The following is a 13,966-nucleotide window of genomic DNA, read 5'->3' on the forward strand; positions in this document are numbered from 1 at the left end:
AATATCTATTTAATTCAACCTAAAAAAACCTATGTCCCAGACGATCAATGCTGCAATTGTAGGAACCGGCTTTATCGGTCCCGCACATTTAGAGGCACTAAGAAGAATTCCTAATATCCATGTTTCAGGTCTTGTTGAAGTAAACCAAGAAGTAGCTGAAGCCAAAGCCAAGGAGCTTGGTATTCCAAATGCATATACTTTTGAAAATATGTTGAAGGATGACAGCATTCAAGTGGTACATGTTTGTACCCCTAACTTCCTGCATTTCCCACAAACGAAAGCTTGTTTATTGGCAGGTAAACATGTGGTATGTGAAAAACCTTTAGCGAATACCATTGCGGAAGCAGAAGAATTGGTTGCCATTGCAGAAGAGAAAGGATTGGTCAATGCAGTACATTTCAATCTTCGCTATTACCCAATGGTAAGACAGATGAAAGTGATGCGTGAAAGTGGAGAATTGGGTGAAGTAAATTCTGTCATGGGTTCTTATTTGCAAGATTGGTTATTCCATCGAACAGACTATAACTGGAGATTAGAACCTGAACAATCAGGCGGATCAAGAGCAGTAGCTGATATTGGATCCCATTTATTGGATATGACAGAATACGTGACAGGTTTGAAAATTACTGCAGTGATGGCTGATTTTTCTACTGTTTACAAAACCAGATTGAAACCTTTGAAAGCAATTGAGACTTTCTCTGGAAAAGCCTTGGATCCTTCTGATTATAAAGAGTATCCAGTGAATTCTGAAGATTATGCAACCGTATTATTACGTTTTGATAATGGTAGAACGGGATCAATCACCGTCAGTCAAATCAATGCTGGCCGTAAAAACAGATTGAATATTGAAATCTCCGGTTCTAAGGCAAACTTTGAATTTAATGCAGAAAAACCAAATGAACTTTGGATAGGTAAGCGAGATGAACCAAATTCTGTAATGATGAAAGACCCTGCTTTGGTAAGTGCAGGAGCACGTTCTTTGGTAAGTTTCCCAGGTGGACACCAAGAAGGCTTCCCAGACACCTCAAAACAACTATTCAAAGAGGTTTATGCTGCTGTTCGTGAGGGTAAAATGCCTGAATCTCCTAGCTTCCCAACCTTTGCAGATGGTTTGAGAGAATTGATAATTGGTGAGGCAATTGTTGAAAGTAATGCCAAGGAAGCTTGGGTTAAGATTCCTTCTTAATAGCTACTTTGAATAATTCAGGGCAAAAGGAATTCTAAACCTATTTGCTTTAATAAACCTAAAAACAGGGGGTTGAATACTTTTCAACTCCCTGTTTCTTTTTATGTAATTTAAAAAATGCTTTAGGAAAACCTCTTTCATTAGCATCCCGTTATTTTTCTTTAAAATGTCAGTTTGATGACATTCTATTTTGAATAAATTCTGTATTTTCCAGTCTAAATACCTAAAAATAACATGACAATGAATTTGAAAAAGAGTTTTTTTGCAATGATCCTAATGGCATTTGTAGGATTTGCTGCAACTGCACAAGAAAAACCAAGTCCTGCTAGGACAGCTGAAGGAACTGTAGGTGATGCTAAAATCACCATCAATTATAGTAGTCCTGCAGTAAAAGGTAGAGTGATTTGGGGAGATTTGGTTCCTTTGGGTGAGGTTTGGAGAGCGGGAGCAAATGAAGCAACTACTTTTACCACTACCAAGGATATCATGGTTGAAGGTAAAAAGTTACCTGCTGGAACGTATGGATTCTTTGTAATCCCTGGGGAAAACACATCTACATTCATTTTCAATGAAGTTGCCAAGCAGTGGGGAGCATTTGATTATGATTCAAGCAAAGATGTGCTTAGAGTAAGTGTTCCTTCCCAACAAACTTCTTCCATGGAAGAGCGATTGGTTTATGAAGTGAAACCATCTAGCTTTGAAATTAGATGGGAATATGGAAAAGCATCTGCGAAATTGGGTTCTTAAGCATATAACCTAAAAGAAAAATGAAACTACGGGAATTTTCCCGTGGTTTTTTTATTGTTTAAAATTCAAGAATAGAAAGCTTATAACTGTTTGACTGTTTGGTAGGTATTTCTATCTTCTCTTTATAAATAATTGACCAAGGGTCTTCCCATTCCCTCCCAAGCCACAGTCATTTGATCACCTGCTTTGAGTAGTATATTATTTCCAAAGCTAAAAGCCTCTGCATCGTAAAAGTGGACATGCGTTTGTAAAAGAATGGGGTGAGAATCATACTTGAAATGGTGATACTCCAAGTTTTTCAAAAGTTCCAAGAATAATTCCTGAAAAACTAAACACCTTCCAAAAACATCTAAACCCATATGAAATTTGAATTCGGAGATTTATTCATCTTTAAAACTACTAGTTTGTATGCAGTGGAAGGTTTGGGTTTAACTTAAAGGGTTGAAACCAGTTAATGTTTTTTGTTTTCTCCAACAGAATTGGGAGCCCAAAATGCGTCTCCTACTTTTTAATCTTTTATTTTTGCATCCCATGCTTCAAAATTTCGATTTTCATTCTTTTGACCTACCAGTAGCAGACATCATCCCTGAGGTAAGTCAACACCTTTCCGATTCTAATTCTCTGATCATTCAAGCTCCTCCTGGGGCAGGTAAAAGTACCTTACTTCCATTGTCGTTATTGGGGGAACCTTGGTTAAAAGGGAAAAAATAATGATGTTGGAGCCAAGACGTTTGGCAACTAAATCCATTGCCCAACGGATGGCTGATATGTCAGGAACCCGAATTGGAGATTTAATCGGCTATAGAATCCGTTTTGAATCGGTGGTATCCAAAAACACCCAACTTGAAGTGATCACCGAAGGAATTTTAACTCGGATGATGCACTCTGATAATAGCTTAGAAGATGTTGGTATGGTAATTTTTGATGAATTCCATGAGCGAAACCTTCATTCTGAAGTTGCATTGGCGCTTTGTAGAGAAATTCAGGAGGTATTAAGGCCTGATTTGCGGATTTTATTGATGTCCGCGACCATCGACACCCCTACTCTTTCAGAATTGCTGAATGCCCAAGTCATTCAAAGCAGCGGTAGACAATACCCTGTTGAAGTAGCCCATTTAGGGAAATCGATGAATACAATATCGGGGAAGATACTGCACGAAAACTGATCCCATTAACGAAACAGCATCAAGGAGATTTTTTGGTGTTTTTACCAGGGCAAGGAGATATAAAAAAAGCGGAATCCATTTTAAGAAATGCCTTACCAGATGATTTGGTTTTGCCTTTGTATGGTCAACTTTCTCCTAGTGCACAAAATAGAGCTATACTTCCCGACCCTTCCGGAAAAAGGAAAATTGTGTTGTCGACAGATATCGCGGAAACCTCGCTTACCATAGAAGGCATCCAAGTGGTTCTTGATTCCGGGTATGCAAAGTCTTCCAAGTTTGACCCTAGGACTGGTCTATCTAGGTTGGTCTTGCATAGGATTAGCAAGGACTCTGCTGATCAACGCTCAGGCCGTGCAGGAAGGTTAACAGCAGGTCATTCTTATAGACTCTGGACAAAAGCCATCGAAAATCAAATGGCTGAATTTAGAACACCAGAATTATTGGAAGCAGACCTAGCTCCCATGGTGTTGGATATGAAAGCATGGGGACAGGAAGATATTCGAACCATGACTTGGCTCACCCTCCTCCTTCCGGGACTTTATCATTGGCAGAAAAGACTTTGGAGGCTATTGAGGCATTGGAGGATGGAAATCTGACCGCTCATGGGAAAGAAATACACGCTGTTCCTACACATCCAAGGATCGCCCATATGTTATTGAATGCGAAGAACCATGATGAACTTGGATTAGGAACAGATATCGCGGCTATTTTAGATGAAAGAGATCCCTTAGGTCCTGAAGCTGGTGTGGATCTAAACTTGAGGATTGAGGCCTTAAGAAGATATAGGGATCGAGGAGTGACCGTTCCCCGAATCAAAAAGATTGAAAAATTAGCAGCTTCTTATAGATCCATGTTTAAGGTTGCTCCAGAGAACAAAGCAGTGGACCCTTGGATGACTGGTTTATTATTGGCTTATGCATATCCAGAAAGGATTGCAGCCGCTCGACCAGGTAACAATGCCCAATTTCAGCTGGCCAATGGAAAAATTGCCCAAATTGGTCACCGTGATGATTTAGCCCATGAATCGTGGCTTGCAGTGGCACATATGGATGCAAGAGAAGGTATGGGGAAAATTTGGATGGCTGCACCTATTAATCCAAAGGACTTGGCTCCCATGCTTAAAACAAAGGAAGTATTAAAGTGGGATCGGAAGAAAGGTGGTTTACAGGCTCATTCTGAAATAAGGATTGGCTCTATTATACTTGGCACCAGACCTTTGGCGAATTATTCAGAAGGGAATGTCAAAGAAGCTATTTTAGAAGCAATCAGGGAAGAGGGAGAATATTTGTTGGATTTTAATGAAGCAGTAGAACAATTGATTTTAAGAGTTCAATCGTTGAAAATTTGGAATCCAGAACAGGAATGGCCGAATTGGTCTGTGGCTGAGCTATGCGAAACTCCCGAAAAATGGCTGGAGGTTTACTTACAGAATATCAAAAAGAATGAAGATTTAAAGCAATTGAATCTAGTTGAGATTCTGAAGAGAAGCCTTTCATTTGAATTACAGCAGCTTTTGGATGAATTAGCTCCTGCCACTTTAGCAGCTCCATCTGGCAGCAAAATCAAATTGGAATATCGTTCAGAGGGTGAAATTCCTATTCTTTCAGTAAGACTACAGGAACTATTCGGATTGTTGGAAACACCCAAGATCAATGCTGGAAAAATCCCTGTATTAATAGAAATGCTATCGCCTGGCTTCAAGCCTGTACAATTAACCCAGGATTTGAAAAGCTTTTGGCAACATGGGTATTTTGAAGTGAAAAAAGAATTAAAGAGAAGATACCCCAAACATGAATGGCCAGAAGATCCAATTTCAGCCGAAGCTGTTAGAGGTGTAAAAAGAAGGTCTTAATCTAGTTTATCCAAGTAATCCAAAAACTTTAAGAATGAAGCAATTGTAAAAGGTGTCATTTGCTTTTCCTCTATATGTTCCAAAAACAACTGTCTTAAATAAGGATAGTCTTTGGGATTAAATAATTTGCTTAACGCAGTAGCTCGAAATGCGTTGTAAACAAAATTATGCGATTTGAAAAAGTTTGACTTTCTCTCAAAAAATGCAATTTCCAGGTTCAGTGGGTCTATCATTTTGTCCAGCCAAGGAATCCCATCAGTAAGTAAAAAATTTTCACCCCGGTGAAGGACATCCGTTAGCTCCTCTTCCCCATGAATAATAAATGATCGTGGGATATTCTTACTGATTTTCTCTTGAGATTGAACCAAGGTAATGGACCGTTCTGAAAAACCACTTAAGGTGGGAAGAAATTCATGGATTAATTCTTCCACTTGATGGATTCGGATACCTAAATTATATTCCAGACATGTGCCTCTAGAATCTTCGTGGTGATGAACAAAGATCACTTGGCTTCCAATTGGGAAACTTTTTTGAAACAACATATAGTTTTGATTGATCTCGAAGCCATGATCGAGAAAAAACTGGGTATGAAGTCCAAAAAAGTCAATGTTTTTCATGTTTATTTAAACATGCGAACAGTAATTTTGTTGCCGATTATTCAGAAAATAATTCCTTCATTTCTAGCAACATAGGTTCGACTTCTGACTTTTTTATGGCCAAACTTCCTTCGTCTTCTGGATTATGCAAGTAATGGTTCCAATGTTTTTCAGCTTTTCGAATCGTTTTTGGGGTAATTTCGAATTCCACACTATCTAAATATTCTTTTGCTAGTGTTTCGGCCTTAAAGTTTCCAAAAAATACACTCTAAAAATATCGACGAAGCTTTCACTCAAATCAAATTCCTCCAAGACTTGTACAAATGCACCTTGGTGCTTTTGATTTTTCTTATCTCTAATTGCAGTAAAAATAGCTTCCAAAGCCTTGTTGTTGAAACTCGTTTTCGCCAATGCTTTACATGCTAAATAAGCAATCTCCCAATTATCTCCTTTAACGAGTTCAATCAGTTTGTCCTTGACTTCCTCCGTATTGATCTTTCCTAGCTTTTCGGCAAAATAGAAAGCTTCTTTTTCATTGGGATCACAAATTTTGTCAAAAAGTTTTTGAGTTTCCTCCTGCATAAATTTTCAGTTTATTTGCACAAAGATAATTGAATTGTCATCCAAATCATGTCTACAGGAAATTACCAAGAGATCAATTCCACCATTTTTTCAAATCTTCAGAATAAAGCCATTGATATGGGTTTGCAGCAAACTTATTTACCCGAATCACATCAATTGGAGTTTAGCGAGAATAATGATTGGTTACTAAAAGTTTCCTTGCCTTGGTCGATGGAGTTTAGTAGAACAGCGGGGTTACTAAAGAGAGAGGATTACCATTTGGCATTGGTGATGATCCGGGCCGGCATAGCATGTACGGGTCACTTTCATAATGGAGAAATGGTCAACCATAAAGTTTTCAGGGCTTATATGGTGCGGCAAAAGCAAGGAAAAAGTCAAATTAAATATTTGAAAACCAAAGGGAAATCTAGAGCAGGTTCAAGAATAAGATTAGGAGAATCGGAACAGTTTTTTGTGGATATAAATGAACGCCTTCAAAGCTATTCCGATCAATATCCAATTACTCATTGGGGCATTTCTTGTAGCAAGACTTTATGGCCTTATTTTTTGGAGCAAACCCTACTCCTCCATTTGAAAAAAAGCAGGAAAATTTAATGAGTATTCCTTTTCACGTACAGCAGCCTGATTTTGAAACCTTACAGGAAATACATAGAAAGTTGAATAATTTTCAACTATTATTTTCTGAAATAGGTAGAAGAAAGCTAGGCTCGATAGAGCAAATGGCAAAGTCACAACAAGGGAACCAGGACTTGGAGGATTGGTAGAATCTGGGTTAAAAAACACCTAATAAAAAAAGACCTGAATCTCTTCAGGTCTTTCCGTTAGTGGTTAAGGTGATTTTATTCTTTATGATCTTGTCCCATATCAAAGGAGGTAGATAACATGTTAATGGTTTCGTGAGCTACTTTAATGTTATACTCATAAGCCAAACTTTTATAATTGACTAAGTCAACGATGGTACCGATAAAGCAAAGACCTACAGTCAAAATATAGAGAATACCCAGTCCTATTTGTCCTAGGATAAATCGATGCAAACCAGCGAAGCCAAAGAAGCCTAGCAAAGTAAGGATTAAGATCATTTGAGCATCTTTTCGTCTTGCTCTATAAACTTGCGCAAATAGAGATGCTTGGTCTTCGTCCATGTTTTTCATCAATCCCTGGATATACCCCAGTTCCATTCCTTCCAATTCAGGAAGATGTCTCAATACATTAGCCATAATTGTGTGTTGTTTTAAGGTTTTTAATTAGTTGCCAAATTCTAGAGAAAATCACTACGTAAGCAAGCATCGCCAAAGGATGCATGGACCATGAAGCTTGAAAATCGCCTCTTGCAAGGAGATTCATAGATCTTCCCAATCCACATCCAGGACACCAGCTAAATCCAAGTTGATCCAAAGGGCAAAGACTCATATGAGGCTCAGCTCCTGGTTCAAGCATCAGGATTGCTATCAAACTACCAGTCCAGAAGAATAGCTCTAGAGGGAATCGTTGTAGCCGTTGTGTTATTTCCTTCATGTCTGTTATGATACGAAAAAGGTGCCATTACCTAAACATAGCCTAAATAGCCCAATTTCGAAGGTTACAAAAAATTTATGAGTGGTAAACGTACAAATTTATGTACGATTATGAACGCTTTCGTTCAGGTAAATGAATCTGTACTGCCTCTCCGAATTGATTGGTATAGCTCAATTCGAATTCTTTCATGAATCTAGCATGAGATTGGTTACCTGCATAATTTTTCCAGCCTAATAATTTAAAAATTGAGCCGACTACTTCTTTGATAAAAATGGGTTCAGATTTTATACCTAATGCTTGAGACGCCTCTTTTCCGACCAAAAATGAAACTAACGCTTCTGATTTTCCCTTAAGTAAGGTTTCTTTTTGGTTTTGTTCAAAATAACTCAATAAAGATTGGATCAACTTCTCACCTGCCGCGGAATTTCTTAAATGTCTTTTTCTAATCAATTGCTCTAAAACAAATGCTTCTTTGGTGGTCTCTGGCCAGAACTCAGTCTGTATACCCAGTAATTTCCCCAAATATTTCCAATAGGCTAATAGATGCTCACTTTCTTCTTTGGTGACAGAAGCTCCAATTTTTCTCATTCCTCTCACGACCAATAAACTAAAAGCGAGATTGGTACCAATCAAGTCCTCTTGATTAATAGGTTGACCAAATTCAGGCTTCCAATCATGGGCATAATGATGAATGAAATATCTACTGTAGGCATGGATTAAGCGAATTTTAGCGCAGGTCAAAAAGGCCTGATTTGAATCAATAAAAGCACCGGGTTTAAATACATCCAAAAGAAATTTGGCAGTTTCTCCTAATCGTTTACCCGATTCCTCTAAAATTCTCTTAGATCTAACAAGTACCTCTGCTCCATTGGCAAAAGCATAACAATAAGGCAAAGAATAAAATCCCAACATGGCTAGATAACGATCACCTCGCCTATTAAAAAACGCTTGCCCTTGACTCAAGGATTTTCTTTCTTGAATAGTAGCGGGATTATTATAATCTTCGAAAAATGAATGAAGTGAGGCAGGGAAATGAGCAGGGGTCTTAGAAGGAATTTCTTCCCATCGGTTGATTTCCGAACTTAACCCAGGAAAATTGATTAGATCCATCACAGCTTGGTAAGCCAGTGGATCTTCTTGTTTTCTCAGTTCATCGAACTGTTGAGGATGGTACAATTTTAGTTTACTCACAGCTTTCTAACATTCATTTTGTACTTTGGTTGATCAATTTTAGAAAAAAATGAAAATTCTATATACCCTATTACTAGTTAGTCTTTCCAGTTTTTCCGGAATTGTTCTAGCTCAAGGGGATTTGACCTTTGGGTAGTTGAAACATCAGGGAAATCCGGTAACCTCAAAATACATCCTGAAACGGCTTATGCCTTGACTGATAGGCCTGAATATGATAATCAGCCCAGCTTTATCAACGAATACCAGATGGTTTTTTCAGCGGCAGATGAAAATGATAATTTTGATATTATTGTATACAACTTCAATTCCAAGAAGTTTACCAATATGAGCCGTACTTCCGATAGGAATGAAAACTCACCCACCATTACAGATTGTGGAATGTATATTTCTGCGGTAGTATCAGAACCGGATAAAAAACAACGGATATGGTTATATCCAATTAATTTTGAACCTGCAGAGCTTTTGTATGACGACATTGAACCGGTGGGTTATTACGACTGGTATGATAATAAAGCAGCGATGTTTGTTTTGGGAGATCCTAATACCTTGGTTTATGCCAGAGGGAGAAATGATTTGATAGAAATTGATTCAAATGTGGCTCGATCAATTAAAAAACGTCCAAAAACCAGTGAAATAACTTATTTATCTACTGCTGATTTTCGTAATGTTGCGGATCAACAAGCTTACCTTTTAAAAAGTTATGATATTGAGACCGGGGAAAGGGCCGAATATGGTTTCGGATTGGAAGGCTCTCAGGATTTCATTTGGCTGGATAAAAAGTATTTATTGATGGCAAAAGGAAATAACATTTATAAAAGAAAATACACGGATAATAACTGGGAACTGATGGGAACCATCCAATCTGATACCCACCAAAACATATCAAGAATGGCATACAGCGAAGATTTAGATCTTTTAGTTGTAGCCATGGAAAGAAAATAATAACTAAACTTTATGAATCCAATCAAACACACGCTCATTTTAGCCGCGCTTTTAGCCTCCAATACTTTAATGGCCCAAATTGAGGATAGAGGTGGTGTAGTAGCAAGAAATGCTGAATTAGTAAAAGTGAAGGATGGTTTTACCTTTACAGAAGGCCCTGCCGTAAACCGAATGGGAGATATCTTTTTCACTGATCAACCCAATAATAAGATTTATAAATGGTCTGCCGGTAGCAATGAAATCACCCTATTCAAGGAAAATGCAGGTCGGTCAAATGGAATGTATTTCTTACTGAACAATACATTGATTACCTGTGCTGATGAAAAAATGAACTTTGGTCAATAGATCAAGATGGAAATGAAGAGGTGATTTTATCAGGGTTTAAAGGAAATAAATTAAATGGACCAAACGACCTTTGGGTTCGTCCAAAAGGTGGATTGTTCTTTACTGACCCACTTTATCCTAGAGAATATTGGGAAGGAAATCGAAGTCCAGAAATGGAACAAGATGGCCAGCATGTATATTTTGTTTCCGAAGACCGGTCAGAGTTTTTCCAAGTGACTGATGATTTGGTTAAACCCAATGGAATCGTAGGGACACCTGACGGCAAATATTTATTTGTATCCGATATCGGAGCCAACAAAACCTACAAATATGAAATCCGGGAAGATGGATACCTTACAAATAAAACCCTCTTCTGTGAAAAAGGCTCTGATGGGATGACTATAGATTTTAAAGGGAATTTGTATTTGACCGGCGATGGAGTAACAGTATTCAACAGGAATGGAGATCAAATTGCTCATATTCCTGTTCCAGCCAAATGGACAGCCAATGTAGTATTTGGTGCCTTGGATAGAAAGACGTTATTTATTACCGCCATGGATGCGGTTTATACACTTCAAATGAAAACTAGAGGAGTTTGGTAAAAAGAATGGGGATTAACAATCCCCATCTAGTTCACAAGTATTTTCATCTGAGCCCTGAACAAATTGTAGTTCAGGGTTTTCTTTTATAAAATCGGCCCAAGCTTTTTCTAAAGTTTGATCAAATACCTGATCTGCTTGAGCTCCAGATATACCAAACTTTCTATCCAAAACAAAGAAAGGAACTCCTTGAACCCCTATAAGTCTGGACTCATAAATATCTTTTTCTACTTCTTCATGAAACTTTTCGGACTCTAGCATTGCCTTGATTTCTCCGGCATCCAATCCCACTTCCGTACCTAATTTCTGTAAGGTTTCGAAATCATCCACATTTTCTCCTTGTGTAAAATAAGCGGTCAATAACCGCTCCTTCATATCAGCCCCTTTTCCAGCAGCTTCCGCAAAGTGAATGAGTCGATGGGCATTTTTTGTATTGGCCACCACTGTTTGTTCCATGTTGAATTCCAGTCCCTCTGATTTAGCCATTTCTACCACTTGTGAAGTAATCTGAAGGGTTTGTGGCATTGACCAACCTTTAGATTTGGAAAGGTATTCCAAAGAATTTAAAGAAGGATCTGTCACTTGATCTGGATTCAATTGGAAACTCTTCCATTCGATCTCCACCTGGTTTTTATAAGGAAATTTAGCTAGAGCTTTTTCCAGTTTTCTTTTTCCGATGTAGCAAAATGGACAAACTACATCAGACCAAATTTCAATTTTCATAAGATTTTAAGTTACTTATGTTCAAATAGAATTTTAATCAAAAGAGTTCACTGAGCATATTGAAAACCAAAGAATGCCCTTCCTGTGCAATGGAAGTAGATGTAAATGCGAAAGTTTGTAAGATCTGTCAATTTGAATTTCCCAAAAATCCTCCCCTTGGATCATGTGGATGGCAATTTTCCTTTTAATCGTTTGGATAGTATCTTACATACTTTAAGACTTTGCCCCGATGAATAAAAGATCCTTTATTAAATCCCTAGCCCTATTAGGTTTTAGTTCAAGTTCCATTTTTAACTCAAAAGCGAAAGCTAAAAGCATTTATGAGCTAAATTTTGAGGCGCCTGATATTTGGGATCAGATTCGTGCTGGCTATAAGTTGAAGCCAGACTATATCAATTTAGAAAATGGATATTATTGTTTCTTACCAGAGGAAACACTGGAAAGGTATATTCAACATCTGAGGGATGTGAATTACCATGCCTCTAGCTATATGAGAACTGTTCAATGGGATAATAAAGCAAAGTCTGCTGCCAAAGTTGCGGAATTAATCGGGGCTGATCCTGAAGAAGTGGTTTTGACTAGAAATACCACAGAATCAATTGATTTGATTATTTCTGGATATCCCTGGAAAAAGGAGACGAAGCCATCGTTTCCAATCAGGATTATGGCAGTTTGCTGAATATGTTTGAACTGGCCGAAAGAAGATACGGAATCAAAGTAAAGCGTATCGACATTCCCATGCATCCTGAGAATGATGAAGAAATAGTAGACGTTTACGAAAAAGCCATTACTCCAAAAACGAAATTAATGATGGTGCCTCATATCGTGAATATCACAGGACATATTCTTCCTGTTCGAAAAATTGCGGATATGGCACATAGTCATGGAGTTGAAATTATGCTGGATGGAGCGCATGCAGTAGGTCATTTTGATTTTAATATTTCAGAATTGAATTGTGATTATTATGGCTCAAGTCTACATAAATGGCTAAGTGTACCACTAGGTTGTGGGATGCTTTATGTTAAAAAAGGGAAAAGCCAACAAATAAGACCTTTGCTTGCACCTTACGAATTAGATCAAAAGACCCTCTTGAATTTAAATCATACAGGTACACATGCCGTCTCTACCGATTTGGCGGTTCTTGATGCAATTGATTTTCACAATAAGATGGGTAGTAAGCGAAAAGAAGAACGCTTAAGGTACATTCAAAAATATTGGTCGGATCAGGTCAGGGATTTGCCAGGGGTCAATGTCAATACTCCAAAGGAACCCCAAAGGTCTTGTGGGATCGCGAATGTGGGCATAGATGCAGTGGAACCTGCAGAGATGGCTAAGATGTTGATGGAAAAGTATAAGATTTATACAGTTGGCATTAATGGTTCAGGTGTGCGTGGATGTAGAATATCCCCCAATGTGTACACATCTGAAAATGACATGGATCAGTTTGTGAGAGCAATTAAAGAAATGTCAGGAAATGCATAACAGAATTTTATTTGGTTAAAACTCCCAAGCAGGAATTATAGGTGGATATGAGTGTTATGGCAAAACTTTTGCAGTGAACCTTAAAAAAATAAAGAATTACTTGCAATTAGTTTTCAAAGAGTCCAAATTTGCTCCCCGAATCGAATGAACACCCTTTCACACATAACACCAGCTTTCATCCATGCACTTCCTGTAGCAATAGTGAAGCCTGTTATGTTATTTTTCACTCCTTTGAGGAGGTATAGGTTCTTTTTTAGGGTTTAACCCTTTTATTATACATCGTTTTCCTACGTGGAGAACATTCTCGCCTAATTCTTTCTGTTCTATCAATTTCTCCGAAGTTTTTCGGGATTTCCTTCATGCATTCAAACATGGAAAACATATCATTTAAAATCATTATGGCTGAGCCATACCACAAAAAATACGCAACCATCATTACTGATGAGATGGAAAATTCTGCGAAAGCACGTGGTACAGGTATCGCTAAAAGAAGCCCCGTATACATCGAAACCAAGATGGATGAGGGGAAGGCAGTCATTGCGTTAACCCAAGATGGAACCTGGGCTGGATTCTGCTATATAGAAGCTTGGGGGCATGGAAAATATGTTGCCAATTCAGGTCTGATTGTAGCTCCGGAATTTAGAAAATACGGACTTGCTAGAATGATCAAGCAAGAAATTTTCAAATTGAGTAGAAAGAAATATCCTGACTCCAAGATTTTCGGATTGACTACGGGTGCAGCAGTGATGAAAATCAACTCAGGTTTGGGCTATATTCCAGTTTCCTATGCCGATTTGACAGATGACAATGAATTTTGGAAAGGATGTCAAAGTTGTGTCAATTATGAGATTTTGATGAGTAAAAATCGTCAAAATTGCCTTTGTACCGCCATGTTGTATGATCCTGAAGCGAAAAAGAACCATGTAGAAGAACTCGCTTTAAGAAAGGATTTCAAGAAAGAGATCAAATTGTTTGACCGATGGGTTAGATTAAAAAATATGTGATGTTGAAAATCAATAAGTCCAAAGCTTCTGTGTTCAGCATCTTTTAATAAAATTACC

The 13,966-nt window shown here is 38.0% G+C and carries 19 protein-coding genes and 2 pseudogenes; 13 read left to right on the plus strand and 8 right to left on the minus strand.

What is annotated here, in order from left to right; all coding sequences use genetic code 11:
• The first annotated feature begins 31 nt into the window (after positions 1–31).
• Both V8V91_RS01840 and V8V91_RS01845 read left to right on the plus strand, forming a co-directional pair.
• Positions 32–1,186, plus strand: a complete 1,155-nt coding sequence (locus tag V8V91_RS01840; RefSeq protein WP_373398507.1) for a Gfo/Idh/MocA family protein — start codon at positions 32–34, stop codon at positions 1,184–1,186.
• Positions 1,187–1,426: 240 nt separating this feature from the next.
• Positions 1,427–1,933: a DUF2911 domain-containing protein gene (locus V8V91_RS01845; RefSeq protein ID WP_373398508.1), complete on the plus strand. Its 507-nt coding sequence runs from the start codon at positions 1,427–1,429 to the stop codon at positions 1,931–1,933.
• Positions 1,934–2,055: 122 nt separating this feature from the next.
• On the opposite strand, the gene V8V91_RS01850 is transcribed toward V8V91_RS01845, so the two are convergent.
• The gene (locus V8V91_RS01850; RefSeq protein WP_373398509.1) at positions 2,056–2,292 is read right to left on the minus strand and encodes a hypothetical protein; all 237 of its coding nucleotides are present in this window, start codon (positions 2,290–2,292) and stop codon (positions 2,056–2,058) included.
• 172 nt (positions 2,293–2,464) lie between these two features.
• On the opposite strand from V8V91_RS01850, the gene V8V91_RS01855 reads away from it, so the two are divergent.
• From V8V91_RS01855 to V8V91_RS01870, 4 genes are read left to right on the plus strand one after another with little or no spacing between them, the layout of a single operon-like run.
• A complete protein-coding gene (locus V8V91_RS01855; protein ID WP_373398510.1) occupies positions 2,465–2,644 on the plus strand; it encodes a hypothetical protein in 180 nt (59 codons plus the stop codon).
• Positions 2,644–3,099 (plus strand): DEAD/DEAH box helicase, encoded by a 456-nt coding sequence (locus V8V91_RS01860; RefSeq protein ID WP_373398511.1) that lies wholly within the window; start codon positions 2,644–2,646, stop codon positions 3,097–3,099. The genes V8V91_RS01855 and V8V91_RS01860 overlap by 1 nt, the downstream gene beginning before the upstream one ends.
• Positions 3,100–3,134: 35 nt before the next feature.
• Positions 3,135–3,695 carry a helicase-related protein gene (locus tag V8V91_RS01865; protein WP_373398512.1) on the plus strand — a complete coding sequence of 187 codons (561 nt, stop codon included), beginning with the start codon at positions 3,135–3,137 and terminating at the stop codon, positions 3,693–3,695.
• Positions 3,581–4,951: an ATP-dependent helicase C-terminal domain-containing protein gene (locus tag V8V91_RS01870; protein WP_373398513.1), complete on the plus strand. Its 1,371-nt coding sequence runs from the start codon at positions 3,581–3,583 to the stop codon at positions 4,949–4,951. Before V8V91_RS01865 ends, V8V91_RS01870 begins: the two co-directional genes overlap by 115 nt.
• On the opposite strand, the gene V8V91_RS01875 is transcribed toward V8V91_RS01870, so the two are convergent.
• The 3 genes from V8V91_RS01875 to V8V91_RS01885 are packed head-to-tail and all read right to left on the minus strand — an operon-like array spanning position 4,948 to position 6,129.
• Positions 4,948–5,568, minus strand: coding sequence for a hypothetical protein (locus tag V8V91_RS01875; RefSeq protein ID WP_373398514.1), 621 nt, complete (start codon positions 5,566–5,568; stop codon positions 4,948–4,950). The two genes, V8V91_RS01870 and V8V91_RS01875, sit on opposite strands and share 4 nt — an antisense overlap.
• Before the next feature lie 37 nt (positions 5,569–5,605).
• A complete protein-coding gene (locus V8V91_RS01880) occupies positions 5,606–5,758 on the minus strand; it encodes a hypothetical protein (RefSeq protein WP_373398515.1) in 153 nt (50 codons plus the stop codon).
• Positions 5,759–5,778: 20 nt separating this feature from the next.
• Positions 5,779–6,129 carry a HEAT repeat domain-containing protein gene (locus V8V91_RS01885; protein WP_373398516.1) on the minus strand — a complete coding sequence of 117 codons (351 nt, stop codon included), beginning with the start codon at positions 6,127–6,129 and terminating at the stop codon, positions 5,779–5,781.
• 48 nt (positions 6,130–6,177) lie between these two features.
• Between V8V91_RS01885 and V8V91_RS01890 the strand changes: the two genes are divergently transcribed.
• Both V8V91_RS01890 and V8V91_RS01895 read left to right on the plus strand, forming a co-directional pair.
• A complete protein-coding gene (locus V8V91_RS01890; RefSeq protein ID WP_373398517.1) occupies positions 6,178–6,723 on the plus strand; it encodes a hypothetical protein in 546 nt (181 codons plus the stop codon).
• Positions 6,723–6,893, plus strand: coding sequence for a hypothetical protein (locus tag V8V91_RS01895; RefSeq protein ID WP_373398518.1), 171 nt, complete (start codon positions 6,723–6,725; stop codon positions 6,891–6,893). The genes V8V91_RS01890 and V8V91_RS01895 overlap by 1 nt, the downstream gene beginning before the upstream one ends.
• Positions 6,894–6,968: 75 nt before the next feature.
• Here V8V91_RS01895 and V8V91_RS01900 read toward each other — a convergent pair whose 3' ends face one another.
• The 3 genes from V8V91_RS01900 to V8V91_RS01910 form a co-directional block, all read right to left on the minus strand.
• The gene (locus V8V91_RS01900) at positions 6,969–7,346 is read right to left on the minus strand and encodes a TM2 domain-containing protein (RefSeq protein WP_373398519.1); all 378 of its coding nucleotides are present in this window, start codon (positions 7,344–7,346) and stop codon (positions 6,969–6,971) included.
• Positions 7,339–7,644 (minus strand): DUF2752 domain-containing protein, encoded by a 306-nt coding sequence (locus V8V91_RS01905; protein WP_373398520.1) that lies wholly within the window; start codon positions 7,642–7,644, stop codon positions 7,339–7,341. Before V8V91_RS01905 ends, V8V91_RS01900 begins: the two co-directional genes overlap by 8 nt.
• Before the next feature lie 108 nt (positions 7,645–7,752).
• Positions 7,753–8,835, minus strand: a complete 1,083-nt coding sequence (locus V8V91_RS01910; RefSeq protein WP_373398521.1) for an oxygenase MpaB family protein — start codon at positions 8,833–8,835, stop codon at positions 7,753–7,755.
• 192 nt (positions 8,836–9,027) lie between these two features.
• Between V8V91_RS01910 and V8V91_RS01915 the strand changes: the two genes are divergently transcribed.
• Genes V8V91_RS01915 through V8V91_RS01925 form a run of 3 tightly spaced genes read left to right on the plus strand, consistent with a single transcriptional unit; the run spans position 9,028 to position 10,703 of the window.
• The gene (locus V8V91_RS01915) at positions 9,028–9,777 is read left to right on the plus strand and encodes a hypothetical protein (protein ID WP_373398522.1); all 750 of its coding nucleotides are present in this window, start codon (positions 9,028–9,030) and stop codon (positions 9,775–9,777) included.
• Between the two features lie 12 nt (positions 9,778–9,789).
• Positions 9,790–10,122, plus strand: a complete 333-nt coding sequence (locus tag V8V91_RS01920; protein ID WP_373398523.1) for an SMP-30/gluconolactonase/LRE family protein — start codon at positions 9,790–9,792, stop codon at positions 10,120–10,122.
• A gap of 20 nt (positions 10,123–10,142) precedes the next feature.
• On the plus strand, positions 10,143–10,703 hold the full coding sequence (locus V8V91_RS01925; RefSeq protein ID WP_373398524.1) for an SMP-30/gluconolactonase/LRE family protein: 561 nt from the start codon (positions 10,143–10,145) through the stop codon (positions 10,701–10,703).
• Between the two features lie 12 nt (positions 10,704–10,715).
• Here the strand turns inward: V8V91_RS01925 and V8V91_RS01930 are convergent, their stop codons facing one another.
• Complete coding sequence (locus V8V91_RS01930; RefSeq protein WP_373398525.1) at positions 10,716–11,423, minus strand: DsbA family protein; 708 nt, start codon at positions 11,421–11,423, stop codon at positions 10,716–10,718.
• A 229-nt stretch (positions 11,424–11,652) separates the two neighbouring features.
• Here V8V91_RS01930 and V8V91_RS01935 point away from each other — a divergent pair.
• Both V8V91_RS01935 and V8V91_RS01940 read left to right on the plus strand, forming a co-directional pair.
• A pseudogene (locus V8V91_RS01935) lies at positions 11,653–12,905 on the plus strand (aminotransferase class V-fold PLP-dependent enzyme).
• A 371-nt stretch (positions 12,906–13,276) separates the two neighbouring features.
• Positions 13,277–13,956: pseudogene (locus tag V8V91_RS01940) on the plus strand (GNAT family N-acetyltransferase).
• The last annotated feature ends 10 nt before the right edge of the window (positions 13,957–13,966 follow it).

It is taken from the genome of Algoriphagus halophilus, from assembly GCF_041729275.1.
GTDB lineage: Bacteria > Bacteroidota > Bacteroidia > Cytophagales > Cyclobacteriaceae > Algoriphagus > Algoriphagus halophilus_A.

Bases quoted from the DNA above. Each gene is read 5' to 3' on its own strand.
- V8V91_RS01845 (WP_373398508.1), top strand. From the start codon at position 1,427: ATGAATTTGAAAAAGAGTTTTTTTGCAATGATCCTAATGGCATTTGTA.
- V8V91_RS01905 (WP_373398520.1), bottom strand. From the start codon at position 7,644: ATGAAGGAAATAACACAACGGCTACAACGATTCCCTCTAGAGCTATTC.
- V8V91_RS01895 (WP_373398518.1), top strand. From the start codon at position 6,723: ATGAGTATTCCTTTTCACGTACAGCAGCCTGATTTTGAAACCTTACAG.
- V8V91_RS01870 (WP_373398513.1), top strand. From the start codon at position 3,581: ATGGGGACAGGAAGATATTCGAACCATGACTTGGCTCACCCTCCTCCT.
- V8V91_RS01875 (WP_373398514.1), bottom strand. From the start codon at position 5,568: ATGAAAAACATTGACTTTTTTGGACTTCATACCCAGTTTTTTCTCGAT.
- V8V91_RS01885 (WP_373398516.1), bottom strand. From the start codon at position 6,129: ATGCAGGAGGAAACTCAAAAACTTTTTGACAAAATTTGTGATCCCAAT.
- V8V91_RS01900 (WP_373398519.1), bottom strand. From the start codon at position 7,346: ATGGCTAATGTATTGAGACATCTTCCTGAATTGGAAGGAATGGAACTG.
- V8V91_RS01860 (WP_373398511.1), top strand. From the start codon at position 2,644: ATGATGTTGGAGCCAAGACGTTTGGCAACTAAATCCATTGCCCAACGG.
- V8V91_RS01920 (WP_373398523.1), top strand. From the start codon at position 9,790: ATGAATCCAATCAAACACACGCTCATTTTAGCCGCGCTTTTAGCCTCC.
- V8V91_RS01890 (WP_373398517.1), top strand. From the start codon at position 6,178: ATGTCTACAGGAAATTACCAAGAGATCAATTCCACCATTTTTTCAAAT.
- V8V91_RS01930 (WP_373398525.1), bottom strand. From the start codon at position 11,423: ATGAAAATTGAAATTTGGTCTGATGTAGTTTGTCCATTTTGCTACATC.
- V8V91_RS01840 (WP_373398507.1), top strand. From the start codon at position 32: ATGTCCCAGACGATCAATGCTGCAATTGTAGGAACCGGCTTTATCGGT.
- V8V91_RS01850 (WP_373398509.1), bottom strand. From the start codon at position 2,292: ATGGGTTTAGATGTTTTTGGAAGGTGTTTAGTTTTTCAGGAATTATTC.
- V8V91_RS01855 (WP_373398510.1), top strand. From the start codon at position 2,465: ATGCTTCAAAATTTCGATTTTCATTCTTTTGACCTACCAGTAGCAGAC.